Source organism: Gammaproteobacteria bacterium, assembly GCA_041395725.1.
In the GTDB taxonomy this organism is placed as follows: domain Bacteria; phylum Pseudomonadota; class Gammaproteobacteria; order Pseudomonadales; family Pseudohongiellaceae; genus NORP240.
In genome coordinates this window covers 370,473-395,863 of sequence record JAWKZW010000001.1, presented here as the reverse complement: position 1 = coordinate 395,863, position 25,391 = coordinate 370,473, and the positions used below count along the sequence as shown (strand labels likewise).

Sequence of the window (25,391 nt, the reverse complement as noted above, 5' to 3'; positions counted from 1 at the left end):
AAAGTGACTGCAAACCTTAACAACGACATTAAGAAACAGCTGCAGCAATTTTTCCTCGATACACAGTAATTGAAATCTCGCACTGAGCATCAGCCCGGGGGAACCGGCCGTCGGAGCAATCAAAACGCAGCACCGACTGACCAAAGGAGACCGTTTCCCAGGGCTCCTGACCGAGGGAGGGAACCCCGGAGGGGTGCGCGTTGCTCCGACGGCCGGTTCCCCCGGGCTGGTGCGGTATCTAACAAGAACCCCAAGAACCCCAAGAACCCCAAGAACCCCAGGAAACTACCGGGTCAGTTCCCGCTCAACTTCCTGGCGCCTGGCCCCGGCGAGGATGCCGGACAGTGAATAATTGCCTTCGTGACAGGCGAACTCGTAAATACGCTCATCACTGGCATTGCGGGTAAGGGTCCGTTCACCGGAAAACGGCTGCGTGTAGGCCTGGGCGTCATAAACGGTGAAGGCATAATGGATTTCGTCATCGCTGACCAGGGTATAACGTTCGATGACTTCGAAATCCTCCGACATGGCAATACCTCTGGCCGATGACTGATCGGGACGGAAGTCTTTGCTGTGGACTACCAGGGTATCGCCTTCCCAGCGACCGACGGATTCACCCATCCAGTTTTTTATGCCGCTATCCCTATGTTTCCCGTTGAGCCTGATGATGCGGGCATCATGAACCATTTCCGTCATCACCATCACATAGTCTTCGTTCTGCACAATCTGCAGGTTGGGGTTCATCATGATCGGAGTCAGTGACGGTACTGCCGAGCCAAACATCAGGCACCGGCCGGAAAGCGGTTGTCCCTCAGGACCATCAGTCTCGCCCAGCCCTGCGGCCCGCTGTCTGGCAGTCAGGTCCATGAAACCTTCCCGCATCGGGATGCGTCCGTCTGCCGGGTCGACAATTACCGAGGTTCGGTATTCGCCATTGACAGGAACCAGCCTGGGTTCCTGGTAATGGGCCAGGAAGGCATCGTCTGCTTCCTGCCCGATCCGGGCGCCGGCCTCCGGTGCTCCCCGGTCCGGATCCAGCGGCGCGTCCTGATCGAGTAACCTTTTCTGCAGCCTGGCTTCCACTGCCTGCGCTTCCTCGGCACTGTAAGTCTGCTTCGATCCCATGTTGGCCGGGCGCTGCAGCGGTGTCCTGGAGCCAAAGAACCAGGTGCCCTGCAGGTTAGGGTGCCCGTGCTCGGTTCGCGGCATCACCCAGCCGGGTGCCTGGGCCGGGGTCTGGAGGGTTTCAAACCCACCCTCTGACTGAGCAGTTGCCGCAGTGGAAATGGCCAGCGCCAGGCTGGTAGCAAGAAGGGTTCTGTACACCGTTGTCTCCTGATTTCGGGTAATGTCAATGCATTCTATAGGGTTATGACTTCCACGGCGTGAGACATAATGTCGCACTCCTGTTGTTACTCCGCTGCCCCAGGACAGGATTCCGCGGGTCCCTGCGGGGGCCGTACGATCCTGTCTTAAGCGTTGCATTCCCTCCCTCTCGCCAGTCCTAAGAAAAACATCAGGCGAAAATCCGGAAAAGCACAGGTGGCGAGCTTCTGCAGGGCGTAACTTTAACCGCCTGACAACGTGCCGGCTTGCGCTGGCGCAAAAATAATAACGATAGTGAGGATTCGCGATGATCAGGCAATGCTTCGCTTTTCTCTCCATCCTGCTGCTGAGCGCCTGTGCCATGACGGGCAGGGCGCCCCTGGAGCCTATCGCCGCAGGTACCCGGGTGCAGATCAGCCTGGAAACCGCGGGGTATCAGAAGGATCCACTTAACGATGATCCCTTTGTGCTTGGCGCAGCCGCAACCGGTGCAGCCGGCGGTGCCCTGGTGGGAACCCTGGCCAGCATCAGCTGCGGGCCATTTTTCTATTTCTGCGCCCCATTGGCCGGGGGACTGGGTGGTGCTGCCGGCTTCGTCGCCGGCGGTATCCTTGGCGCCGCCACGGCGATCAACCGGGAAGAGCAGGAAGCCTTCAACAGTATCCGGGAGGCCATCTTTGCCGAAAGGAGCCTCGGCACCTGCCTGCAGGATGCCTTTGCTGAGCAGGCAGGCGGGCGCTGGGAAGTGGTCAGCGAACATGCCGACAGACGGATCAGTCTGCGGGTCGATGAATTTGCAGTGGTGCAACACAGTCCCGACAGGTTCTCGTTGCAAATAGCCGGCTCCTTCACTGCTGTCAGCGAATCTCAGCCGGATGACGATCCGGACCGCTACAGTCACCTAACGCCGGCCCGGGAGCTGGACTTTTTCCTTGACACAACCGCAAGCAACTTCAGGGAGGAGCTTTTCCGCGCTGTCGACAGCCTGGCGAATCAGATGATCAATTCACTTTGACTCGGCTTCGCTGGTGAGGGTCGGCAATGCGCAGGAGGCGCGGTAGCGTCAGCCCGTGAGGTTATCTGTGGTAACAGGTCAAACCGCAGCTCAGCGTGCCACCATCCCGCCGTCAACGGCCAGCGCCTGACCCGTGACAAAGGAGGCGCCCGGCAGGGACAGCCAGACTACAGCATCAGCAACTTCTTCGACGCGCCCCATGCGGTTCATGGGATGAAGGGCTTCGAATTTCTTCTCGTTTTCAGGATCATTGTGTGTGATGCGATGGATCATTTCGGTGTCGATTGCTCCGGGGCAAACTGCATTGACGCGGATGCCGGCAGTGGCGTATTCCAGCGCAGCTGTCTTGGTGAGCTGTATGACGCCTCCCTTGGAGGCGCAGTAGGCGGGCAGGCCGGCGAACCCTATCAGACCGGCCACTGAAGCAATATTGACTATGGATCCGGATTGCTGCTTCTCCATGATCTGCAGTTGCGCCCGCATGCAGAGAAAGACGCCTCTCAGATTTATGTTGATCACCCGGTCAAAATTCTCCAGCGTTGTTTCACCGGTGGGCCCCTGCTGCCCCTCAATACCTGCATTGTTGCAGGCATAGTCCAACCGACCGAACGACTGCATCGCCGCTTCATGTAGCGAGGCTACAGCGCCCGGGTCGCTGACATCCGCGCCAACTGCCAGACATTGTCGACCTTTGCTCCGGATCAGCTCTGCTAACTCCTCCAGGCGGGATTCGTCAACATCGGCAATGACCAGATCACAGCCGGCGTCTGTGAAAGCGAGCGCGATGCTTTTTCCTATGCCTGTCGCTGAACCGGTAACCAGTGCCACTGTGGATTGGGAATTAGTCATAGTGTAACCCTTCAAGCTGGATGATAAATGGCCTGTCGCAGTAGACACAATAATACACAGTAGAGGGCATTGAGGTATTGATCCGGAGCAAGAACAGGGTCCAGGGCTGCAGCTGAGTCTTCATTTCTGAAACTGGACAACCTCGGGTTTCAGCGATAGCCTCTGTGTTTACTGAGGATAGGAGCTGTTTTCAAGATTGGGCAGCCCGTGCATTGAAAGGTACCATTTTTCGTCCTACGGGCCGAGAAGCGGGCCTACACCGGTGTTTTACAGTGGACCGGCCCTGTCAGTGGCAGTGCAGCACTGTTTTGCCGCTCAATGGTACACCCTGGAACAGCTCCGCTACGGAATTTGGTGAAATATTCGGGCTTGGGGACCTGATTGACAGGTCAGCCTGTTCTGCTTTTCACTAGTGCACTTTCATTCGCACCACTGCCTGTTCTGCCGCGTCATAAAATGGCAGCAGGATCAGTGTGGCTCCTTTTTCCTTGAGGACTTCCTGGTCGTGAAGCTGCTGCGTAGATATTGCGATACCGCCGCTGTACTGTTGTCGTTTCAATTCTTCCAGAAGTACGAGCCGGGGGTCTTCATGTGTCACGCCGATATCATGCTGAGGCATGGCAGAGACAACCCACTTGACGCCACTGAGTGACAGGCTGGCGATAAACGCAGGATCACTCGCATCGCCATAAATGGCAGGATGGCCTTGAGCACGCCAGCGTCGAACCTCATCCGGATTGAAATCAACCGCAAGCAGGGTGAATTCCTGCTGCTGTAAATAGTGAGCAATGGCCTTACCGTAACGACCGAGCCCAAAGAGGACGACGTCGTAACCCCCTTTCGCACTGTGTTGAAGTTCCAGCTTCTCCTCCCGGTAGGGCTTCCTGCGTTCGAATACGCTGAACCATTGCTCCAGTCTGTTATAGAGACCGTGGGAATAGGTGATCATATAGACCGACAGAGATATTGTAATCAGCCCGACCAGTGTTACCAGCCCCAGCGACTCCGCAGACACATGTCCCAGACTCAGACCCATCGCCATGAAAATAAGCGAAAATTCGCTGATCTGAGCGACGGTCAGGCCTGCCAGAAAACCGGTACGTTTCCGGTAGCCCATGATGCCCATAATGATCATTACGATCAGCGGATTGCCGATCAGCACAAAGACAGAGAAAGCGAGTGCGGGAGCGATCTGTGCGCCAAGCAGTTCAAGATCGAGCTGCGAGCCCAGTGCAATAAAGAAAAATAACAACAGAAAATCCCGCAGGGAGGAAAGGCGCGCCACAATCGCTTCCCGGAAAGGCGTGGATGCCAGTGAGATACCGGCGAGCAACCCCCCCAACTCTTTACTGAAGCCAAGCTCGCTGCCAATAGCGGCCAGCAGTGCCGCCCAGGCAATGGCGGAAATAATCAGCAGTTCCTGCGAGCGGGCAATTCGGGTTACGAGCGGTGTCGCCAGATAGCGAATGAAAAGCAGAATAAACCCCAGCATCACCAGGCCGTAAAGGAGAACTGTGCCGATATGGACCAGCACTGAGTCGCCGCCCGCCTCCTGAGCACCGACCCCGAAGGCTGACAGGATCATCATCGCCAACACAACGACAAGGTCCTGCACTATCAGAAAACCGATAGCGATCCTGCCATGCAGGGAATCCACTTCCCGCTTATCTGAAAGCAATTTGACAATGATAATGGTGCTGGAGAAGGTCAGCGCCACGGCAACATAGAGCGAGGTCACCGTATTCAGCCCCAGCGCAAGCCCGATGAGAAAGCCGATCACCGAGGTAAACGTCACTTGTCCCAACCCCGTCGCCAACGCCACCGGGCCCAGAGTGCGGATCAGCTTCAGATCCAGTTTGAGACCGACCAGGAACAGCAACACGGCGATGCCCAGCTCTGCCAGCAATTCAATATTTTCGTGTGATTGCACAATCCCAAGCGCCGACGGGCCGGCCAGTACGCCGACCGCGATGAAGCTGACAATCATCGGCTGGCGCAGTAACAAGCCTACGGAACTGATTGCTGCGGCCAGAGCAATCAGTGCAGTCAGCTCATAAAAAGGCGAGCTATGCAGGAAGCTAAGATCGGCCATGATCACTCGTTGCAGTCTTTGATAGTCGAAGGCGAATCTGTTTTTCTGTTTCGATAATCGCAAACAGCATCACGCCGACACCGACAATGAGCAGTCCGTCCCGGAAGCGGATCGCCTCGGTGGCAAATACAGTCTGCAAGAGCGGGAGGTAGGTAATAGCGAATTGTGCGACGGTAATGACGATGACTACCGCCCAGACTATTTTTGTTCCCCGCGCCGCCTGCCATGTCACTGAAGTGCTGTAGATATTGCGGATAAAGAAAAGGTAGGAGATTTCCATCACCACCAGTGTGTTTAACGTAATAGTACGTGCCAGCTCAATAGAATAACCAAGATCTGTGGCATAGGTGTACATGCCGAAGACGCCACACAGGAACAATAGGGATACGAACGCGATCTGCCAAACCAGTGCGCCGGTTAACAACGGTTCATCGCGTGGCCGGGGCGGCCTTCGCATGGTACCTTGTTCCGTCGGCTCAAACGCCAGTGCGATGCCCAGTGTGACAGCGGTAATCAGGTTTATCCATAGAATCTGGACGGGTGTTATCGGTAACGTCATCCCCAGCAGCAACGCCACGATAATGGTCATCGCTTCACCTGCGTTGGTGGGAAGCGTCCAGCTGATGACTTTTTTGAGGTTGTCGTAAACCGTTCGGCCTTCGCGCACGGCGGCAGCGATCGAAACGAAATTATCATCAGCCAGCACCAGTTCTGCTGCTTCCTTGGCAGCTTCACTGCCTTTCATGCCCATGGCGATACCTGCATCGGCGCGTTTCAGGGCAGGCGCGTCATTCACGCCATCGCCGGTCATCGCCACCGTCATGCCATGGGCTTGTAATGCCATGACCAGTCTCAGCTTATGCTCCGGACTGGTGCGTGCAAAGATGTCGCAATCCAGCACAGCCTGACGCAAAGCGGCGTCATCCATCCCGTCCAGATCACTTCCGGTCAGGACCTGTTCCGGGTTCTGCAAGCCGATTTGTTTTGCAATGGCGGCGGCCGTTTTCCCATGGTCGCCGGTAATCATTTTTACGCGGATGCCTGCGCCATGACACTCCTCGACTGCCGAAATTGCTTCCGCGCGCGGAGGGTCGATCATCCCCGTCATGCCCAACAGGGTGAGGGTGCCTTCGATGTCCCCATGCTCCAGCACAGTGTGCTCTGACTGCACCGGTTTCACGGCAAAGGCCAGCACACGTTGTCCGAGCGCAGCGATGGCTTCAGTTTTCCCGTGCCAGTATTCTATATCCAGTGTTTCCGTCTTTCCGTCCTTGCCTCGCTGATCCTGGCACATCGCGAGTATCCGCTCCGGTGCGCCTTTAACGAACACGAATGCATGCCGCTCATGGTTATGATTCAGTGTCGCCATGAAACAGTGTTTGGCATCAAATGGAATGGCGTCAGTGCGTGTCCACACCGACTGTGCTTTACGCACATCAATATCCATTTTTCCGGCGAAGGCGAGGAGCGCCCCCTCCATCGGGTCGCCCTCCACCGTCCATACGCCATTGTGCTCGTGTAAGAAAGCATCGTTGCAGAGCGCTGCCGCACGAGCAAGTTCCTCCAGCACGGTATGTTCGGAGGATTCGACTCTGGTGTCTTCCAGTCTGAGCAGTCCTTTGGGCGCATACCCATCCCCTTCCAGAGCAAAGAGGTGCTGACTGGTCAGCACCGAGGCCACCATCATCTCATTGCGTGTAAGCGTGCCTGTTTTGTCGGTGCAGATGACGGAAACTGATCCCAGCGTCTCAATGGCGGGCAAACGCCGGACGATGGCGTTGCGCCGCGCCATGGCCTGAACGCCCACCGCCAACGTGATAGTCAGGACCGCGGGCAGCCCTTCGGGGATCGCGGCAACTGAGAGCCCCACTACCGCCATGAACATTTCTGCGAAATCGTAGTGCCCGACAAAATAACCATACCCCAGCAATGACGCGGCAATCAGAAGGATGAGGATAGTCAGCCATTTAGCAAAGACATCCATCTGCGCAACAAGTGGCGTGGTCAGTGTTTCAACTTCCGACAACAGTCCGCTGATACGTCCGATCTCGGTCCGGTTGCCGGTGCCCATAACAACCCCTTTACCCTGGCCGCTTGTTACCAGGGTGCCGGAATAGGCGATGCACGAACGATCTCCCAGTGGCGCATTCGCGGCGACCGGACGGGTATGTTTCTCAACCGGCACAGACTCACCGGTAAGAATGGCCTCCTGAACTGACATGCCATGTGCGCTCAGCAGCCGCATATCGGCGGGCACTTTGTCTCCCGCTTCAAGTAAAACAATGTCGCCGGGCACGAGCGCTTCCCCTTCCGTACTGTGCCTTTTCCCTTCACGAATCACATTTGCGCGGGGGGCCAGCATATGGCGGATCGCGTCCATCGCCTTCTCCGCCTTACCCTCCTGAATGAAGCCGATAACAGCATTGGCGGCGACTACGGCGAGGATCACGCCGGTGTCGATCCAGTGGCCGAGCATCGCTGTAATCACCGCTGCGCCAAGCAACACGTAGATCAGGATGTGATGGAATTGCATGAGAAAGCGCATGATGCCGCTGCGTCGCGCGGCTTCCGGGAGACGGTTGGGGCCATATTCCGCCAGCCGCTTTGCCGCTTCGGCATGAGAAAGCCCATCCGCTGTAGCATTAAGAAGGTTCAGCGTTTTTTCAGTTGACAAGGTATGCCATGAATTCTGGCTCTGATCCGCGTCCGGTTTTTCCATCATACCCCTCTCACAGTCAGTAGGCCTTGACCGGTGAGACAAAGCCCTGTGGTTTAAGTGCTAACAGCGAACAGGAAAGTTTCTGTACGACATTTTCTGCCGTATTCCCAATGATGAAGCCGGGGATGCCGGTACGCGCGACCGTGCCCATGACCAGAATGTCAATTTTTTTGTCGTTTACCAGGGCAGGAATGCACTCTTCGGCCCTGCCGCGCTGATGGTGTATCTGATGACTGCCGGAAATGCCTGATTCCTGAATCAATCGTTCAAGTTTAATGCGATGTTCATGCATCGTGTGCAGAACCACTTCGGAAATTTCCGCGTCTGAAGCCTTCACCAGGACATTACCCCGTAGAAAAGATTCAAATTCATAATCCCAGCAGGAGATAATATGTAGTTTTCCACTGCAGCTGTCCGCCAGCGAGCGAGACAATTGCAGCAGGCGTTTTGACAGGTTCTCTGCCGCCTGCTCAGCGCTTTCCGGATCGATGGCGACCGCTACCTGAATATGCTGCCTTGAATGTGCAATCGGGCGGCAAAGCCATGCTGCACAGGGGCATTTCCGCAACAGTTCCATATCGATGGCTTTGAAGCCTCTGCCACCCGCATCTCGAGGCTCCGCTTCTTTGATCAGCAGGTCGTGACCGTGCTGAAGTACGTACTGAATTATCTTTACTGTCGGGGCCCTACCACTTACAAGTTCAATCGAGACAGGGACAGAGTCCTGTTCCAGCCTGATCGCTTCTTGAGTGGAACGTACCGAGACTTCAGCCTGAGCGAGCAGTGACTCTTCATATTTTTTCCGGTAATCGGGGAAATCATCAGGAAATTCCGGACAAACCACCAGCACACTCAAAGGAGCACTGTTGTTGCGGGCCAGACTTAGAGCCTGCTTCAGCCCCTCGGTTTCATCGACGGTTCCGTGGCTGACATAAAGCGGGTTATGGTAGTGGCGCACGTGATCCCTCCTGATTCAGGCAGTTGCTTTTAGGGGCCTTAGATGGCCGTAATAAATTTTTGATGCTTAATCGCCTGCTGCGAGCCTGGCTTAACCAGGGTTAAACCATCGTCGCTAAAGGCTATATTCAATCCCAAATCCTGTCCAGGCTCATGACCGGAGCCTTCAGACAGAGCCGCTGGCGTTGCTGCACTGCCTTGACAGGCCGATGGCAACAAGCCTTGCGCAGCTGGTTCGTCTGAAGGCCAGGGCATTGTGGTAATCAATCAGAGCTTCCTTAAGTGCTCTGATAACGTTTCTTCACTACTTCGCAAAAGCCTTTTACAAAACTGTCGACATCGCCATTGTGATTCATCGTCGACTCCAGTTTCCGGATGTCGTTAGCCAGATCGCGGTCGCAGAAAAGATCTGCGACCCAATGAGAAAAGTCATGGCGTTGGCTGTGATTAATTAGGACAGCAGCTTTAACCCGCCTGGTGGCCTCACCCAGTTCCCTTAGTGTTGCCGCCGACTCACCGGTGGGATGCCCGCAGTCCGTGAAGACAAACCTGCGCCCCGTCGAGACAGGAACGTCAAAATACTTGGTGCGGTGCCGAACGTGCTTGGTCAGCCGCGGAGCGACGACAAACCGGCGAAGTCGTCCACCGGCCTCTCTGGTTGGTGGCAACAGGGCAGCTTCGGTGATGCCAAGATTGGCAAGCTGGTCGTACCAGTCGTGAGAGTCGATATACTCCTCACTCTTGTCATCCAACAGGTCCCGCAGGACATCGACTTCGGCGTGATCGGTCAGGCGGGTGACAGCAAAGACGTCAATTGAAGTGAGAACCTCCCTGGCCAGTTGCGAGGGTCGATAGGTTACCAGTGTGTATCCATCGAGCTGGAAGTCCAGTATCTGCCTGCCAAGTGAACCGCTCAGGAAATAGTGGCACTCATCCAGAAAAATACGGTGGGGGAAGCCTTGCTCGCGACGGTGCTGTGCAACCAGGGGCAAATGCTGGCCGATGTACGCGGATTTCTGGTAGTGCTCAAGATTCGATAGATTCAGGACGACGCTCAGTCCCTGTTGTAACAACAGCCTGAGGTCGTCACCCTCAGGCAGCATACGACTGCCGCCCAGGACAAGCGTGTTTGGCAGAGTGGCCAGGCTGCTGTAGTCGCCTTCAGGGTCAAACACATACACGGTGTAGCCCTTCAGTATTTGCTGCTCGGCAAGCAGACCGGCCAGCCACGACTTACCACTCTTCGTGTCTCCAGCTATGAGAACGTTGTGAGCTCGAATAGATATCTGAAAAGGCGCCTTGCCTTCGATTTCTTCCAGCACCACCTTGCGGTAGGTCGACGTTTCAGAGGGTAATCGAATCTCAGACGATACCCGTTCGATATAGCCGGCGACAGCGGCTGGCCCGTTACCTTCGAGGACAAAGTCGGCCGACTCCCTCAGTCGCGCCGATCCCCACGAAACGGCCACGCCATGTTCACAGCAGGTGAGCAGTTCATGATCGTTCTCCGCGTCACCGATGCCGATGGCGTTGTGTATCGATACATTGAAGGTGTCGAGCAGGTGGCGCAGGCCACTTGCCTTGCTGATCGAGGGCGGCAGCAACATCATTCGGCTGCGATTGAATGAGATAGTCAGCGGCAATTCCATCTCGCGGATCAGCGCGATCGCCACATCAGCGAAATCGGCGTCCATTTCAATAACGCATCGCCCAACCTTGAAATCGATGCAACGCTCGCTGAGTTTTGTAATGAGTGACAAGGGCGGTGATGCACCGAAAACGGTAACATGACCATTTGGAAGGGCGGCAACAGCGCCGTTTTCGGCGACGACTCCGTCGACGAAATCCAGACAGCCGGCGACGTTTCTAAGTTCCGAATAAATTCGTCCGGTGACTATCACCACAAGCACACCCCGTTGGCGCGCCAGTGCGATCGCCTCGCGAATTGCCGGGTCAAGCACGCCATCAATGGCTATCGTGCCATCGTAGTCAGTCGCAATCACTCGTAGTCGCATTATCGGCCCCTTTCACCACGTTTCCGCCTATGCCACCGGCGCTCCCGTTGATGCTGTCTCTACTCTATGGGCTAAATCTTTTAGTTGACAGAGTTTTTGGAAATACCGGCGCTGATATTGACCCTGGTCAAACGAGCATCCTGTTGCGTTTCCGACCGGAACAAACTGATGCCTCGCGCAGGGTGGGGAAGTGAATTCAATCTGACTGTGGCTGTAATCGCCGGCGAACCGGTCTGACCGGCAGGGTCCAACGCATCAGCACTGTGGAACTTTCCCAAAAGCGGTCAGTTCCACCACCGGGTAGAAGTCCATTGAAGTCGAAAGCATCTAAGACCAGGGAACCTCAGCCTTATTGCCGCAGAGCGTCGCGGTAATTAAAAGGATGATGTTGTCCAGCGTCAGAAAGAGTGGGCAGGGCGATACTCCTCGTCACAGGGGGGGTTCTTTCGACAATTTTCCGCTATCAAAAATAGCTCGGATACTTGAATAGCCTCTGATTGACTCCCGCCGTGGTTCACGGTAATCAACCGGAAGTGCCCTGCAGCACCCGGTCACACACCCGTGGCAGGAATATGATCAAGAAGGTCTCGCGCGGCGTCATGATCCGGATCCAGCTCCAGGGCACGCCGGGCATCGCTTTTCCCCTTCGCATATTCCTGTATCTCAACAAGTGTCTGTGCTCGGAGGTAGTAGACGTCCGGCTGGTCTTCTCTTATCTGCAGGGAGAGGGTAAATGTCTTCAGCGTTTCTTCGATCAATCCCATACGACGCAGGACCAGGGCCTTGTTGTTTAACGCCTGATAGTAGCCCGGGTCGCAATTGCAACTTTGGCCGAAGTCTGCGAGCGCCAGCTGCTCCTGCCCCAGCATGAAGAATGCCAGTCCGCGATGGTTATAAATCATGGCGCGAATATTGAGTTCAGGTTCGGCGCTGATCGCCTTGCTGTAATATTCAACCGCGCGTCGGTAGTCACCCTCATTGTGTGCAGTCAGCGCTTCATGAAACGCGGGTTCGACGGCATCTTTGGTGTTCCTGTCCGAATTGACTTCGGTCAGCAGCTGTTCCAGATCATCCTGCACCAATGCCGGATCTATGTGCTCGGCCCGCTTGTGTAATTCCTTGAACCGCGACTGCCCCCACAGCTCCAGCTCCTTCTGCTTGTCGCGAATCTCCTGAAAGATCATATCGGATAGAGAAAGACTGGCGTTCAATGCCGCCATTTTTTTTCGAATGGAGTGGTCGTCGGGAAAAGCAACGCTGCTCTTGAAAAGGATCTCGTGCTCTACCTCGGCCCAGGCGTCCTGTAACGTGGTCCGCACCTGTATTTCGCAGCAGGACACGCATTCTTCGGGGACAACGACTTCGTGTTGTTCGAGAGAAATCTCCAGATGCACCGAGTCGTAGGCGAACTCACGGTAGGTAAGACCCTCGGATTTGCGCTCTACCTCCACGACTGTGTAGAGCTTCTTTATGGTGGAAACCACAGTTTCCACGTCATCCAGGAACGGTACAATGAAGCGGATGCCGATAAGATCGCGGATCAGCCTGTCCTTATAATGCCCCGCTTTTTTGGCGTACAGGCTTTCAAGCGACTTGATGCGGGATTTAGAGGTGAATTTCAGGTTCACGTCTCGCAGATGGCCGGCAACGTGTGACACCACATTCGCTGACAGCGCCTCCCACTTACCTCGGTTCGCTTTGTATACATCCAGCAGATGTTTTGAATCGTCAGGGGCTGTGTCTTTCAATCTGGACTCCTGTAGAAAGAAATATCGTACCTGGGCAAGGCGAAAGTTATCTCCAATACCGGGTTTTGTCCATCTGTGCAGGCGCCGATCAGGAATCTGTCTCAGCGAAAAATGACAGGTTGAGAGTAGAGGCTTGCGGGATCAGTTTCTTGCCTGCAGCGGCGTTTTCACCGTGGATCCATTGGTCAACTACAACCTGTGCCCTCGTCCGACATATGGAATCATTGTTACATTTCCAGAATAAGTTGTTGACAATCAGAAATCCGTTTAATAAAGTCCGCTCCTGTTTTCGATTAATTAACCACAGATAGCAAGATGTTTTTGAATTCGTTTCACATGATTTCCTCGATTTCCGGCTGGAATTACCGTACAGCCGGCGATTGCGTGCGTACCAAATATCTTGGTCACCTGGCGCAATTTCCATCTTCAAATGGAGACGAAGGACATTAAATAACGCAATTCAATTTTGCAATTTAAAAACCTCTAACGTCTCCGACCTTAGAGGTTTTTTTTTGCCTGAGGAACTGTCATGACTTACCTGAGCCTGGAAAGAGCGGCCTTTCAATCATGGACGGCACTGGAAGAACAGCGATCACCCTTCGGGTTATTGCGGTCTTCGGGTGGCTACAGGAAACGATCAAATTCGCTGGTGCTGACTGATCTGACGCGTACACCGTTTGAAGAAGTTGTTGATTTAACGGGGGAATTTTACCGTCAGCGATCGCAGCCCGTTCTGATCAGGATTCCTTCATTCGGTACGGTGGCACGCTTTGATGACTACCTGCAGCAGGCCGGGTTTGCATCGGTTGCACGCTCCAGGGTGATGACCTGTGCGTTGGGTTTTCAGCATGAAACCGGGTTGCCTGTCACTGGCGTTACAAAGGAGGACTGGCTCGACAGATATGGCAGAATTTACCCGGAATCAGTGGCGCATCGGCGCATTCACTCGCAGTTGCTGGACCAGATCCCGGGCGAGATATGTTTTGCTGCACTCGAGAGTGCGGACGGTGAGACCGCCTGTTGTGCATTGGGAGTTCTCCATCAGCATTTTCTGAGTATATATAATGTGTTTACCGCGGCGAGGTATCGACGCCACCGGTTCGCCGGGCGATTGGTCAGGCAGCTGCTGACCTGGGGTCGCCAGCATCGTGCTGCACATGCACTGTTGCAGGTTGAGGAAAGAAATCTCGCGGCTCTGGCCCTCTATGAAAAACTGGGATTCAGAACCAGCCATTGGTATTGGTATAGACGTCGTGACAAGTGAGAAACGGGGTGGAGTAAAAACATCAGTTGCCAATGAGCCACTGTGCTTTTACTCTGCCCGCAGTTTTTGACCGCCATTTTTACGTCTGGCCACGGCTGGCTAAATGTGACGGCTTCGCCAGTCTGTTGAGAAACTTTGTTGCACAATGGTAGCTCAGCAGGCAGTCCTGGAGAGTTGAATCTCAACCTTGCCTCTTGCCACTCAGGGAGCGGTTTATGCTTGACACCAGTTATCTGCTCATCAGCTTGATCTTCAGTTCTATCGGGCTGGGCTATTTCATCTATGGGAAAAAGCAACAGCACAAGGTTGCCAAATATGCCGGTATCGGCCTGATGATCTATCCCTATTTTGTTACTGCGGCACCACTCATGGTAATTGCTGGCGTGGCGTTGATGACCGCCCCGCGCTTTATCAGGGCCTAGGGAGCCCCCGATTTATTGCTGCAAGCCCCGGTTCCTGAAATGAGCCACCGGTTGGGTTGAGTTCGGGAGTCTTTGATTAATTACCGCCATGCTCTGACCTGCAGGCGAGTTCGGTTGCAGGGCGCATTGCCACCGGCATGCGTCAGCCTGTCAGGACAGTGCAACGAAGCCGGCGGGCTTGTCTGAAAGCCCGGCCGGGCAGGGCCTGTCGGGCGCCACTGCGACGTTGTCGTGCTTGGCAAGGGAGTGACCGTCCCCTGCGCAAGACGCCTGGCAGCAGGGCCCGATAGCCTCCCGCAGAGCATGGTGGTAATTAATCAAAGGCTTCTTGGAACTCTGCCGAACAAGAACAGAACAAGAACATGGACATTCCAATAGGATGGGGTTACCGTTCCGGTACCTGTTAAGACGCTCCCTCGCCTGCTCCACGCGTTCGTTGCGATTCGAGTTCGCTGGCGGAATCCGGTAATCGGCCTGACCCGTGGGCCGTGGGTAAAAAAATTTCTCCCTTATAGAAGCTTCTGGCTGTTTGTGATGTGACAGTGCATAACACTCCTGCTGCTGCGCCCGACTATAGGAACATGCTATGGAAGTTTTTGATGTATTGATCCTGATAGCCGAGCTGTCTATGGCGCTGGCAGGATTCGCGGGTATTATTGCGACTTTTCAGTTTCGCGCCGGCGAGGCAATCCGCCGGGCGGATGCCATGGGCCTGAGTATGATCGTGAATTATTCGCTTCTGGCAGCGCTGCAATGTGGCGTGGTTCTTATTCTGAATATCATCGGCGTATCGGCAGCAGCACTGTGGTCAACGGGCAGCCTGCTTTCAGCATTCCTGAATATCTATAATCTTCACAGCTTTTATTACAACACCAAGGGCGCCATAAAGAACAAAAAACTGCTCAATGTGATGTGGCTTATGCAGTGGGTTTCTGTATTAATCTGTGGTGCTAATCTCTTGAATGCAGCGGACATTATTTTTCACAGATCCCCTGGGCCCTTCCTGGTAGGGTTGGCGTGGGGTATGGGGCTGGCCGGCTGGATGTTTGCCCGCCTGTTACTTATCCCCATCTGGCGGGCGCTTTATAAGCAGGAGGCGGTGGAAAGTCAGGCCTCGAAAAGCGGGCTGGCTTCTCCTCGTCCGCGGTGAAAAACCTGCTGGCAGTGATCAGGCGCGAGCTGGCTGCCGGACAGGTAAAAGGTGTAGCCGAACTGGTCCAGCTGGGCTGGCTGGCTCCCGGTGCATCCAACGGTAATCCGCTCGCCCATGTGGTGGCGGGAGTTTCTGGCGGCTCCGCACCGCCACCGGTTCCCTATCCTGATCCGGAAAACAATCCCAACGGGTCGTCATCCGGCAGCGGTGGATCAGGCGGCGCTGGCAATGGATCAGGTGGCGGCTTCTCCTCGTCCAATGGCGATGACGCGGGGTCACTGCGGGGCGGGGTTCGCGGCCCGCTGAATCCGAATGTCTTCCTGCCCAATCCGGGCTGAGGTTTCCTAATTGCCTGCCGCGCGCTCCTCTTCCAGCTTGGCTTGAGCATCCACCAGCAGTTCATCGAGCCAGCCATAAAAGCCTGCCGGGTCTACGAAAGGATGGGGGTCGCCTTCCTGCCTTTCCTGAAGTCGTTGGTAGCGTTCAAAAACGTCGCCTGCGCCGGGATGATTGGGGATATTTACTTCGATATCGGTAATTCTCTGGATACGCTGCACGCTGTCAATGTAGGTTTCGGTGCGCTCGACGCCGCTGAAGTTGAGCCCGGCGCCACCGAACATGAAAGCTGTGTGGGGGAAGCCGTCATCATAGACGGTGAAAAAGGAAGACAGTACGCCAGGTGTGTGGCCGGGAGTCTGCATGAAATGGACCCGTGTGCGCCCGAGGTTTATAACGCCACCAGTTGTCGCAGACAGATGCCGGACCGGGGTCGGATACTCCTGGTATTCCGCCGGCTCTGTGGTCATCTGCCAGTCCTCCTGGGTCATCATGACCACCGGACTGAATTCGTCCTGGAAGCGTCGTACGCCACCTGCATGGTCGTAATGGGCGTGGCTCACGATCAGGTAACGAATGTCATTGGGGTCGAATCCGAGCTCGCGGATACCGTCGATGGCGATATCGGTGAGGTCGCCATACAGGGAATCGAAAACGATCAGACCCTGATCCGAGACCAGCAGCCAGGCAGCGACCCACTTTGCGCCGATATAGTAGAGGTTGTCGAATACCTGGAAAGGTTCGACCCGCTGAAGTTCCGGGTTGTCCAGATCGCGGAGTTCCTGGCCCAGACTGACTCCGGGTAATGAAAGGCATGCCATTGTCAGCGCAAAGATAAAGTGTCTGCTTTTAGATTTCACTATTAAGTTCCCTGGAATTGTTCATTGCTTTGTTGCGTGAACTGTTTTCAGTTGCCTATGTCTGGCGGTTATTCAGGTTGCGTGCTCTATACTGATTATGAGCCGGCCGGAAGCCGGCCGCGCTCAATCCAGTTTAGGGTAGGGGGCAACCTTAAAAGGCCGGGCGGAGTAGCTGTCGATGATCGACTGCATCGCGGTGACCCCCAGTTCCTGGCGCACATTCAGATGACTGTAGCTGGTGATCTGGGTCATCATGATGCCGATCATATTTTCCACCGGATCGACCCAGAAGACCGTACCCCAGGCGCCGCCCCAACTGAATGTGCCCGGGGTGAGGGGGTCGCGGGCCACGCCGGCGTCGTTCACCACCCCGAAGCCGAGCCCGAAACCATAGCCCGGGCCGCGCACGTAGACGTTGTGATCCGCGGTGTGGTTGGTGATCATCAGGCTGACGGTCTTGGGGCTGAGCAGCCGGACGCCATCCAGTTCACCGCCGTTCAGCAGCATCTGGCTGAATCGCCAATAGTCGGAAATGGTCGAGAAGAGCCCGGCCACACCGCCATAATACTCAGCACCGAAGTACGGGACGGCGCTGTATTCCGGCGTACGTGACAATTCGATGGTTCGACCAGGGCCGCTGGGGCTGTAGACGTTGGCGACCCGATGGCGTTTCTCCGGCGGTACGGCGTAGAAGGTGTCTTCCATCTGCAAGGGCTCAAATATCTCTCTTTTCAGAAAGTCGTTCAGGGGCTCTCCGGCAACCCGTTCCACCAGAAGTGCGACGTAATCGGTGGAGCTTCCGTATTGCCAGCTATCGCCCGGATGGAAGGCCAGCGGCAGTGGAGCCCGCTTCAGCAATGTGTCTTCAAGGTTGTCCTCGCGCCCGAGCAGGGCCTGCTCCGCTTCGGTCAGATCCTCCCGGGAGGGATCCAGTCCCGTAGTGTGGGCCAGCACATCACGGAACGTGATCGGTCGAAGCGGGGGTACCCGATGGGTGCCGTATTGGTCTTTGACAATTACCTGCTTGTCAGCAATTTCAGGTATCCAGTTGGAAATTGGATCGGTCAGCAGAAAATGCCCCTCTTCGTAAAGCATCATCAGCGCCGTCGACACAATGGGTTTGGTCATGGACATGATAAAAAAGATCGTGTCGTCACTCATGGCCGAGCCGGATTCTTTGTCTTTCCAGCCCTGAGAATCCAGACGCACAACCTTGCCATTACGGGCAACCAGTGTGACGGTGCCGGCCAGCAGCGCTTTGTCGATATAGCGCTGCATGGAACCGGAGACCCGTTGCAGGCGCTGCGCAGAAACACCCTGGCTTTCCGGTGTGTCGAAAGGCAGGTCGCTGGCCTGAAGGGTCGTTGCAGACAGGCCCAGAGAGCAGGTGATGACGAAAACGAGGCGAGTGAGAGATCTGTGCCTTACCATACTTATTTCCTTCTGTTCTTTTGTTCTGGTTTTAGAATGCAAGCGGGGCATAGGCTGGAAAAGCTACCCTCTCGCTGGCGGAATGTCCAGCCCTGCAGATCGGCCCGCTTCCGGGCTTCCGGGAAACATCGACCTGATCTGCGCATTGTTCTATCCTCTCGATTATTAGAGTCTCCGATAGTACCGGTGCGGTTTAAGACGCGCTTTGGAGGAATCCATATGAAGCCTGTAATTTTTTTCCTGTTTATTCTTATCCTGTTGCCAGGACGTGCTGGGGCGGAGGCAATGGATGACGAGATTGATTTTCTGATTAATTCGGTTGGCAGGGATGGCTGTAATCTTGTTCGTAACGGCAGAAAGTACTCGGGAAGGGAGGCGAGGGAGCATCTGCGCTCCAAGCGGGAGCTGAATGCAAAACTGTTCAATAGCACAGAGGGGTTTATCGAGATAATCGCGAGTAAAAGTGCCACGAGTGGCAATCCGTACCTTATTGACTGCCGCGGGCAGCCCAGGCAGACGTCTAATGCGTGGTTCTGGTCGTTGCTGGAAAATTATCGCGAAGAAATCTGAAGAAGTTTGACTCCAGCTCAAGTATCCAGTTCTACGCTGAGTACCTCCGCTGACCCATCAAAGGTCACGCTGTAGATTTTGTCATTGCGTTCAATATTGACCAGATTGGATTGATCAGACCACACATCCCTGAGCGCCATGCTTACAATCGTCATGGCGGCGATATTGTCTACGGCGGGGATCTCTTGATAAACCCAGAGAAACTGTCCATCGACCTCTTCACCCACATAATCGAGAGCCAGTTCTTCACGTTTACCATCGGTGTAAGTGACACCCAGTGCAAATCGGTTGATGACGTAACTGCTGAACAGCTGCCTGGATTCTATGGATTCGGCAAGGGTCTGGCGTTCGCCGAATATCAGCCCCGCCGCATGCTCAGCATCGTGGATAAAAAAGCGATGCATGACTTCGATATTGCCCGTGTTTTCATTGAACAGGACGCGGGTAATCGCATTCTTCTGCTGATGGGCATTGCCGGGGAGAATGGCGAAGCAACAGACAAACACGGCACAGAACCGGAGGAACGGAAACCACGCCATCCGGGCCTGTGCGCTGCTGGGCAGGTTACTGGTCAGTTTCCTCATCATCCTCGTCATCGCTATCCAGTTCGGCTTTGATGTCCTGCATGATATCGCGACTGATCAGGCCGTCACTACCCTGGCTCTTATAGGACTCGATTCGAGAGGGGATGATGCGGCGCGGGTAGTAGTTGTTCTCAATATCCACATCCGCTGTTTCCTGCAAAGGATCGATGGTGATACTGGTAATTTCTTTTTCAGTCACAACCAGCTTCTTTACGGCGTGCGGAGACCGGCGCCAGATTTCAGCCGGGATACGCATTTCCTCACTGCTGCCATCGGCATAGTCGAACTGCAGAATGATCGGCATGACGAGCCCGCCCACATTGGAAAATTCCAGCAGGTAGTAGCTCAGGTCGTCAGAGATCGCACGATCAAGCACTTGACGTTCCCAGTCCTCAAGACCCTCCAGGAAACTGTTATAGCTGTTCCTCTCTACATTGGTCACCGTGAACTGGTCATTGTCATCGTAGAAATCCCTGACATCCCGGTTGCGTTCCACCCAGGTCAGGAGGCCTTCCTGACGATTCCGTTCCACATAAACGCTGGGCGGCAAAGATTTTTCAAATTCACGCTGGCGACTGAAGTCAATGTCCGGATTCTGGGTATCCATGCGCATCTGATAGACACGATCGAGGGAGATGTCCACGTGATCGGTGGTGTAAAACCAGCCCCGCCAGAACCAGTCAAGATCAATTCCGGATGCTTCTTCCATGGTTCGGAAGAAATCCGCCGGCGTGGGGCGCTTGAATGCCCAGAGCCGTGAATATTCCTTGAAGGCGAAATCGAACAGCTCCCGCCCCATGATGGTCTCCCGCAGGATATTGATCGCGGTAGCGGGCTTGGCATAGGCGTTGGGCCCGAGGCGCAACACGCTGTCGGATTGGGTCATTACCGGTACCTGGTTCTGGGATTCCATGTAGTCGGTGATGTAGCGGGGCTCGACTCCCCAGGGGATTTCCGCATCCCACTCCCGGCCGGCGACGGAATCCAGGTAACTGTTCAGGCCTTCGTCCATCCAGGTCCATTGCCGCTCATCGGAATTCACAATCATGGGGAAATAAAAGTGCCCGATCTCATGGATGACCACGCCGATCAGGAAGCGCTTTTCCGCCAGCGAGTAGGTCCGTGAACCATCGTCCTGCAGTTCGGTTCGGGGCCCGTTGAAGGTGATCATTGGGTATTCCATCCCCCCGACGAAACCGACATTGACCGACTGCGCCGTGGGGTAGGGGTAGTCGAACGAGAAGCGGCTGTAGACTTCCAGGGTATGAATGACCACCTCCGTTGAATAGTCAGACCACAGCCCGCCGCCCTCTTTGGGATAGAACGACATGGCCATGACCAGTTCCTGATCGGCACCCGGCTGGCGATGGCCCTTCGCATCCCAGATAAACTTTCGTGACGAGGCCCAGGCAAAATCCCGTACATTCTCCGCGGCGAATCGCCAGGTGGCTGTTTGTGCGCTGCCCTCGCGTTCATTTGCCAGTGCTTCCTCCGGAGTCACGATGTAAACCGGGCGTGAGGCACTTTCCGCTTCTTCAAGGCGATCGCGCTGCTGGCGGGTCAGCACTTCGCTGGCGTTCTGCAGCTCGCCGGTGGCGGCCACGATATGATCGGCGGGCACCGTCATGGACACTTCGTAATCGCCAAATTCCAGCGTGAATTCACCGGACCCCAGAAATTCCTTGTTGGTCCAGCCCTCGTAGTCGGTGTAAGCCACCAGCCTGGGAAACCACTGCGAGAGGGCGAAGATGTGGTTGCCACCCTCTCTCTCGTCGTCAGGAAAATGTTCATAACCGCCGCGGGGGGAAAGTACATCGCCATTGACGATGTTGTATTCGAAATCGATACGCAACTCGACTTCGTCACCGGTTTCCAGAGGCTCGGCCAGATCCACGCGCATCAGGGTGCCAACGACAGTATGGGCCAGATTATTCTCACGGTTGTCCGAGACAGCGTTGATGCGGTGGCCAAGATCTGAATCGGACATGTATTGCAGGGCACGCAGCTGTCCGAGGCTGATACGGGCCGGATCGTTGCTGTCTGCATCCGGACTGGAGCCGTCAAAAGTATCACTCATTTCCGCCATGGAGTCTGACCGGAAGCGGTTCTGGTCCAGCTGAAACCAGAGGTAAGTCAGGGTGTCGGGAGAGTTGTTGCGATAGGTAATAAGCTCGGTGGCTGACAGACGCTGGTTATTCTCATCAAGCGTCGCGTCGATGTTGTAGTCGACCTCCTGCTGCCAGTATTGATGGCCGGGGGCACCGGCGGCATTGCGGTAAACATTCGCCGTGGGCAGCACCTCGTCAAGCTGACGGAACTTGTCCTGAAACGTTCCCTTGGTCTGCTGAATACCCTGGGCCAGCAGGCTGGCTGACCACAGAACTGCAAACAGGATCAAGGCACCTCGATACATCTTGGCCATCGCTAGCGTTCTCCTGTAAAAACTGGAAGAAAAAGAGTTGATGATGATACCCGTTATTGCAGCGCTTTGCTGCGAAATCTGGAGTGATCAAGCAAAAGGAGATGCTGAAACCACTGTATCCAAGAACTGTTCCGATCGACTCTGCCTGGGAAGAAATGGATGCTTTGATTGGTAGGGCTTGTCAGGGCAGTGGAATATAGCGCCGGAAGAAAAAATACAACCGCCCGGGCTGAACGAGTCAGTTCGTTGTCGAAATGCAAGAGGCCAGTATGCGACCGACAAGCACCTCACGCCTGAGGGCTCCATCAGACCCTTATCGGCCCCGGGTCCGCTGGTTCAATTGACTGCAGTATTGCACGGATGTCGAGGAAGGCTGGCGTGGTTGCTAACGGCTTACGGGTGTCGTCCAGGTGCCGGGCTATTGAGATTACTGTCGGACTGTAAACAAAACTGACAATAACTGCTGAAAAATAGTGGAATAAGTATTCGAAATTTGCGAATTGCTTCACATTTAATTGCGCTTTTGTGGGAGTTATAGGTACAAAAAGTCGCCCTGTATGTGGCACGAAACTTGCTGATGGTATATCTGAATGGATTGCTTTAGATCACTAATGGAGAGAACATGAGCAGAATTGTAGGCCTGATTACAGGGTTGTTGCTGACCATCAATGCAAACGCTTCGCCGTTGATCGCTAACGGTGGCTTTGAGAATCTTGGTAGCAACGTTGTGTCAGGAAGCTGGAGCTATTTCAGCTCATTGCCTGGCTGGCACGGAGTGAATAACGTAGAAGTGCACAAAGACGGTTTTCTAGCCGATGGCTTTGGAAATTACTATGTCGAGTTAAATGCACATCCTTCCCAGAACTCCTCATTTGAATTGCATAGTGACACGTTTACAACGACTCTTGGACAGCGCTACGAGTTGAGTTTTTTTGCCCAGAAGAGAAAGGGCAACGACGGAACGTTTACGGTCATGGTTGACAATTTCAGCCAGGTGATCAGCTCGCATGTTACCAGTGGCTTCAGTCAGTTTACCTATGGATTCATTGGCTCAGGAGGGCTGACCAGCTTGAAATTTATATCGGATCAAGGTGGTAATGATACTGTTGGCCATTTCCTTGATAACGTCTCAATATCAGCGGTACCAGAGCCTGGCGGTCTGGCGCTATTGGCGATCGGGTTGCTGGGTTTGGTGAGTAGAAGACGCCGCCAGCTATGAGGGCAGTTAAGCGCAGTAAAAAGAATAGAAACCAAAAACTTCGGCGCAACCGGATCAATGGTGTAATAAGTGGGATCAGGGTCTGAGATATCCTCATCTGGCCCTGACCCCAACTATCCACTTTGAGGTCTTAGCAGCAATCAGGCGACTGGCTCGTATGCCACGCCTATCAGTGCCAATTGGCCGGTATCAATCACGCCAAGCTCTTCGAGCAATTCTGAAGCCTGAACGGCCAGTTGGACCTGGCTGAAGGCACCGCTCTCAAGTGCCCCTACCAGGTCATTGAGCCCGGAATTGTCGAAGATATCGATACCGATGCCCCGCAGTATAGGGTCTGCGGCACCGGTCGCGCCCACCACGGTGCCCAGCAGTTTGACTGTCTGACCTGCGTTTCCTTCCAGGTCGAAAGCCAGAGACGTATCCTCAAACTCGAGCCTTTCGACGTCCGCCAGGCTGTCGGTTCCATCGTCGAGCGGGCCGCTTACTAAAATCCCGCCGGCGTCGCGGAGAACTGAATAATCCAGCAGTTCACCATTAAATACCGCCAGGTCAGTATCCCCCCCGCCGTTAAGGACATCATCCCCGGCAAGCCCTTCGAGAGTATCCCGAGCTTCGTAGCCGAGCAGGGTGTCATCTCCTACGCCACCCTGCAGGAAATCTCTGCCGGCATTGCCTTCTACCAGAATTCCGGTGATCTAGTCTTCTACCGGTGCAGTACTGCCGCTCTGCACTATTTCCACTGTGCCACGTAGATCCGTATAGGCTGCCACCATGCTGATGGTGGTGTCGACCTGGTCCTGTGTCAGCAGGATACTGTCAGAGGTCGCACCGCCAATTGGAATTCCGTTGGCCAGCCATTGGAAGGAAATTTCACCAAGTCCATCAGAATCGGCCAGTGTACTAACTACTGAGAGAGTCTGCCCCTCCAGCGGTGTACCGGTAATTTCAATAACTCCGGTCGGTTCATGATTGACAAGCGCTGAGCCGGGTCCGCCAAAATAGACATAGGCGGAGCCGGCCGTTCCGTTGCCGTTCAGGGTGTCGTCCGGCGCACCGATGATGAGATCGTCGAAGCCATCAGCGTTGACGTCCCCGGCACTGTTGACCGACCAACCCATCCATCTTTCGCGGTTGGAACCTGCCAGCTGAAAGCCATTGCCGCCATCGATGTCGTCAAGATTCAGCACGGCGTTACTGACCGAAATGCCGGCATTACCCGACGCAGCCCATCCGCCGCATTGCTGGCCGTTTCTCTGCTCGGGTTATCAGTTATTTATTTTCATACCGGTCACCTTGATGTGACCACGGAAAATTATTTCCTGGTTGTCAATTCCGGTATGCTGCGCGGGTTGTCCTCTTTCCTGCTGGGTATACTGGCTTACCGGGTTTATTTAAAAATCCAGTCAATGAAGCCATCCATGTTCGTTGGTAATCTGCTGGAAACAGGCACCGTATTGTTAGTCCTGGCGACCCTTTCCAATCGCTCTGAATTACATAGCGCGCTGGATTTTCTGACTCCAATTGTATTCCTGCTCGTGGTGGTTGTTTTTGCCCTGGAGTCGGGGACGCTTTCCGCCGGGTTGAAAAAGCTGAATTACCTCGGGGAGATTTCTTACTCCATCTACCTCAATCAGATAACTGTCAGCCAGGTGCTGATCCTCGTTCTTGTGGCCGAACGGATTCCTGAAATACCTATGGTGTGGTTGCTGAGCATTTTCCTCGGCACCCTGATACTCTATCCATGCCATACCTACGAATACATTGAAAACCCATTGCGTAGAAAGTTCCGACTACGGAGTTCACCTGATGCGTAAAAAATACAAGGTTGTCAGGGCTGATCGGTCCCATGATCCGGTATTGCGCAATCTGTTTGAGTTCTATCTTCATGATATGGCGGAATGGTTTCAGGTCGATCAACTCCCAGGGGGCAACTACGGGCATTCAACGGAGCCCTATTGGGTGGAAGGCCATGACGTGTACCTGCTCTATACTGGTGAAACACCAGTCGGATTTGCTCTGGTAGGTCCGAGCGATCAATGGTTGCCCGGCGCTGCTGGAAACGACATGAATGAGTTCTTTGTTGTCAGGCGCCACCGGGGGACCGGGGCGTCGTACGAATTTGCCTCCTGCGTGTGGCATCATCACCCGGGACAGTGGCTGGTTCGGGTGCTTCAGTCAAACCTGCCGGCGCTGCGGTTCTGGGGCAAGGCCGTTGCAGAATTCTCGCAGGCGCAGTTTGAAGAGGCCGTGCATGAGAAGAATGGCAGACGGTGGTCGCATTTCACTTTCAGCTCATCAGGCGCCTGATACGTAGCTGACGCTGCTCCCCTCGGTTGCCCGGGCACTTCAGCTTGCCATCAAGCTTTTGCGCGAAACCTCTGATCAGTGGTAATCAGAGCAGAGTGTTTC

23 protein-coding genes are annotated in these 25,391 nt (G+C 54.8%); 9 read left to right on the top strand and 14 right to left on the bottom strand.

All coding sequences use genetic code 11. The features are described 5' to 3' along the window. Nucleotides 1–285: 285 nt before the first annotated feature. Complete coding sequence (locus R3F50_01655) at nucleotides 286–1,326, bottom strand: hypothetical protein (protein MEZ5489007.1); 1,041 nt, start codon at nucleotides 1,324–1,326, stop codon at nucleotides 286–288. Between the two features lie 307 nt (nucleotides 1,327–1,633). On the opposite strand from R3F50_01655, the gene R3F50_01650 reads away from it, so the two are divergent. Next, nucleotides 1,634–2,341, top strand: coding sequence for a hypothetical protein (locus tag R3F50_01650; protein MEZ5489006.1), 708 nt, complete (start codon nucleotides 1,634–1,636; stop codon nucleotides 2,339–2,341). 90 nt (nucleotides 2,342–2,431) lie between these two features. On the opposite strand, the gene R3F50_01645 is transcribed toward R3F50_01650, so the two are convergent. From R3F50_01645 to R3F50_01615, 7 genes are all read right to left on the bottom strand, one after another. Further along, nucleotides 2,432–3,190, bottom strand: a complete 759-nt coding sequence (locus R3F50_01645; protein MEZ5489005.1) for a glucose 1-dehydrogenase — start codon at nucleotides 3,188–3,190, stop codon at nucleotides 2,432–2,434. Between the two features lie 409 nt (nucleotides 3,191–3,599). Beyond that, entirely contained in the window at nucleotides 3,600–5,282 is a 1,683-nt protein-coding gene (locus R3F50_01640; protein ID MEZ5489004.1) for a cation:proton antiporter, read from the bottom strand. Continuing rightward, a complete protein-coding gene (locus R3F50_01635) occupies nucleotides 5,269–8,001 on the bottom strand; it encodes a cation-transporting P-type ATPase (GenBank protein MEZ5489003.1) in 2,733 nt (910 codons plus the stop codon). The genes R3F50_01640 and R3F50_01635 overlap by 14 nt, the downstream gene beginning before the upstream one ends. 16 nt (nucleotides 8,002–8,017) lie before the next feature. Continuing rightward, nucleotides 8,018–8,959 carry a universal stress protein gene (locus R3F50_01630; GenBank protein MEZ5489002.1) on the bottom strand — a complete coding sequence of 314 codons (942 nt, stop codon included), beginning with the start codon at nucleotides 8,957–8,959 and terminating at the stop codon, nucleotides 8,018–8,020. Nucleotides 8,960–8,997: 38 nt separating this feature from the next. Further along, the gene (locus tag R3F50_01625; protein MEZ5489001.1) at nucleotides 8,998–9,225 is read right to left on the bottom strand and encodes a hypothetical protein; all 228 of its coding nucleotides are present in this window, start codon (nucleotides 9,223–9,225) and stop codon (nucleotides 8,998–9,000) included. Nucleotides 9,226–9,236: 11 nt separating this feature from the next. Beyond that, complete coding sequence (locus R3F50_01620) at nucleotides 9,237–10,973, bottom strand: HAD hydrolase family protein (protein ID MEZ5489000.1); 1,737 nt, start codon at nucleotides 10,971–10,973, stop codon at nucleotides 9,237–9,239. 551 nt (nucleotides 10,974–11,524) lie between these two features. Continuing rightward, nucleotides 11,525–12,721 (bottom strand): hypothetical protein, encoded by a 1,197-nt coding sequence (locus R3F50_01615; GenBank protein ID MEZ5488999.1) that lies wholly within the window; start codon nucleotides 12,719–12,721, stop codon nucleotides 11,525–11,527. A 529-nt stretch (nucleotides 12,722–13,250) separates the two neighbouring features. On the opposite strand from R3F50_01615, the gene R3F50_01610 reads away from it, so the two are divergent. The 4 genes from R3F50_01610 to R3F50_01595 all read left to right on the top strand — a co-directional run bounded on the left by R3F50_01610 (nucleotide 13,251) and on the right by R3F50_01595 (nucleotide 15,898). Continuing rightward, entirely contained in the window at nucleotides 13,251–13,985 is a 735-nt protein-coding gene (locus R3F50_01610) for a GNAT family N-acetyltransferase (GenBank protein ID MEZ5488998.1), read from the top strand. 215 nt (nucleotides 13,986–14,200) lie between these two features. Continuing rightward, on the top strand, nucleotides 14,201–14,407 hold the full coding sequence (locus R3F50_01605; protein ID MEZ5488997.1) for a hypothetical protein: 207 nt from the start codon (nucleotides 14,201–14,203) through the stop codon (nucleotides 14,405–14,407). Between the two features lie 586 nt (nucleotides 14,408–14,993). After that, the gene (locus tag R3F50_01600) at nucleotides 14,994–15,557 is read left to right on the top strand and encodes a hypothetical protein (GenBank protein MEZ5488996.1); all 564 of its coding nucleotides are present in this window, start codon (nucleotides 14,994–14,996) and stop codon (nucleotides 15,555–15,557) included. Continuing rightward, nucleotides 15,554–15,898 carry a hypothetical protein gene (locus R3F50_01595; GenBank protein MEZ5488995.1) on the top strand — a complete coding sequence of 115 codons (345 nt, stop codon included), beginning with the start codon at nucleotides 15,554–15,556 and terminating at the stop codon, nucleotides 15,896–15,898. Before R3F50_01600 ends, R3F50_01595 begins: the two co-directional genes overlap by 4 nt. A 6-nt stretch (nucleotides 15,899–15,904) precedes the next feature. On the opposite strand, the gene R3F50_01590 is transcribed toward R3F50_01595, so the two are convergent. Together R3F50_01590 and R3F50_01585 are read right to left on the bottom strand one after the other, a co-directional pair. Then, a complete protein-coding gene (locus R3F50_01590) occupies nucleotides 15,905–16,756 on the bottom strand; it encodes an MBL fold metallo-hydrolase (protein ID MEZ5488994.1) in 852 nt (283 codons plus the stop codon). A gap of 123 nt (nucleotides 16,757–16,879) precedes the next feature. Then, entirely contained in the window at nucleotides 16,880–18,187 is a 1,308-nt protein-coding gene (locus R3F50_01585) for a serine hydrolase (GenBank protein MEZ5488993.1), read from the bottom strand. Between the two features lie 219 nt (nucleotides 18,188–18,406). Between R3F50_01585 and R3F50_01580 the strand changes: the two genes are divergently transcribed. Then, a complete protein-coding gene (locus R3F50_01580) occupies nucleotides 18,407–18,757 on the top strand; it encodes a DUF5329 family protein (GenBank protein MEZ5488992.1) in 351 nt (116 codons plus the stop codon). Between the two features lie 17 nt (nucleotides 18,758–18,774). Here R3F50_01580 and R3F50_01575 read toward each other — a convergent pair whose 3' ends face one another. Then, nucleotides 18,775–19,344: a DUF6702 family protein gene (locus R3F50_01575; protein MEZ5488991.1), complete on the bottom strand. Its 570-nt coding sequence runs from the start codon at nucleotides 19,342–19,344 to the stop codon at nucleotides 18,775–18,777. Continuing rightward, on the bottom strand, nucleotides 19,322–21,754 hold the full coding sequence (locus R3F50_01570; GenBank protein ID MEZ5488990.1) for a M1 family metallopeptidase: 2,433 nt from the start codon (nucleotides 21,752–21,754) through the stop codon (nucleotides 19,322–19,324). Before R3F50_01570 ends, R3F50_01575 begins: the two co-directional genes overlap by 23 nt. Nucleotides 21,755–22,385: 631 nt before the next feature. Here R3F50_01570 and R3F50_01565 point away from each other — a divergent pair. Next, complete coding sequence (locus R3F50_01565) at nucleotides 22,386–22,982, top strand: PEP-CTERM sorting domain-containing protein (protein MEZ5488989.1); 597 nt, start codon at nucleotides 22,386–22,388, stop codon at nucleotides 22,980–22,982. 140 nt (nucleotides 22,983–23,122) lie between these two features. Here the strand turns inward: R3F50_01565 and R3F50_01560 are convergent, their stop codons facing one another. Next, nucleotides 23,123–23,341, bottom strand: a complete 219-nt coding sequence (locus R3F50_01560) for a hypothetical protein (GenBank protein MEZ5488988.1) — start codon at nucleotides 23,339–23,341, stop codon at nucleotides 23,123–23,125. 336 nt (nucleotides 23,342–23,677) lie between these two features. Next, a complete protein-coding gene (locus R3F50_01555) occupies nucleotides 23,678–24,169 on the bottom strand; it encodes an integrin alpha (GenBank protein MEZ5488987.1) in 492 nt (163 codons plus the stop codon). On the opposite strand from R3F50_01555, the gene R3F50_01550 reads away from it, so the two are divergent. Together R3F50_01550 and R3F50_01545 are read left to right on the top strand one after the other, a co-directional pair. Further along, entirely contained in the window at nucleotides 24,059–24,796 is a 738-nt protein-coding gene (locus tag R3F50_01550; GenBank protein ID MEZ5488986.1) for an acyltransferase family protein, read from the top strand. The genes R3F50_01555 and R3F50_01550 overlap by 111 nt on opposite strands. Next, a complete protein-coding gene (locus tag R3F50_01545) occupies nucleotides 24,789–25,289 on the top strand; it encodes a hypothetical protein (protein MEZ5488985.1) in 501 nt (166 codons plus the stop codon). The genes R3F50_01550 and R3F50_01545 overlap by 8 nt, the downstream gene beginning before the upstream one ends. Nucleotides 25,290–25,391 lie beyond the last annotated feature (102 nt).

What these genes read in the sequence shown, in the direction of transcription:
- R3F50_01600 (MEZ5488996.1), top strand. Translation starts at nt 14,994, where the DNA reads ATGGAAGTTTTTGATGTATTGATCCTGATAGCCGAGCTGTCTATGGCG.
- R3F50_01610 (MEZ5488998.1), top strand. Translation starts at nt 13,251, where the DNA reads ATGACTTACCTGAGCCTGGAAAGAGCGGCCTTTCAATCATGGACGGCA.
- R3F50_01605 (MEZ5488997.1), top strand. Translation starts at nt 14,201, where the DNA reads ATGCTTGACACCAGTTATCTGCTCATCAGCTTGATCTTCAGTTCTATC.
- R3F50_01640 (MEZ5489004.1), bottom strand. Translation starts at nt 5,282, where the DNA reads ATGGCCGATCTTAGCTTCCTGCATAGCTCGCCTTTTTATGAGCTGACT.
- R3F50_01565 (MEZ5488989.1), top strand. Translation starts at nt 22,386, where the DNA reads ATGAGCAGAATTGTAGGCCTGATTACAGGGTTGTTGCTGACCATCAAT.
- R3F50_01575 (MEZ5488991.1), bottom strand. Translation starts at nt 19,344, where the DNA reads ATGATGAGGAAACTGACCAGTAACCTGCCCAGCAGCGCACAGGCCCGG.
- R3F50_01570 (MEZ5488990.1), bottom strand. Translation starts at nt 21,754, where the DNA reads ATGTATCGAGGTGCCTTGATCCTGTTTGCAGTTCTGTGGTCAGCCAGC.
- R3F50_01545 (MEZ5488985.1), top strand. Translation starts at nt 24,789, where the DNA reads ATGCGTAAAAAATACAAGGTTGTCAGGGCTGATCGGTCCCATGATCCG.
- R3F50_01650 (MEZ5489006.1), top strand. Translation starts at nt 1,634, where the DNA reads ATGATCAGGCAATGCTTCGCTTTTCTCTCCATCCTGCTGCTGAGCGCC.
- R3F50_01585 (MEZ5488993.1), bottom strand. Translation starts at nt 18,187, where the DNA reads ATGGTAAGGCACAGATCTCTCACTCGCCTCGTTTTCGTCATCACCTGC.
- R3F50_01635 (MEZ5489003.1), bottom strand. Translation starts at nt 8,001, where the DNA reads ATGGAAAAACCGGACGCGGATCAGAGCCAGAATTCATGGCATACCTTG.
- R3F50_01620 (MEZ5489000.1), bottom strand. Translation starts at nt 10,973, where the DNA reads ATGCGACTACGAGTGATTGCGACTGACTACGATGGCACGATAGCCATT.
- R3F50_01580 (MEZ5488992.1), top strand. Translation starts at nt 18,407, where the DNA reads ATGAAGCCTGTAATTTTTTTCCTGTTTATTCTTATCCTGTTGCCAGGA.
- R3F50_01645 (MEZ5489005.1), bottom strand. Translation starts at nt 3,190, where the DNA reads ATGACTAATTCCCAATCCACAGTGGCACTGGTTACCGGTTCAGCGACA.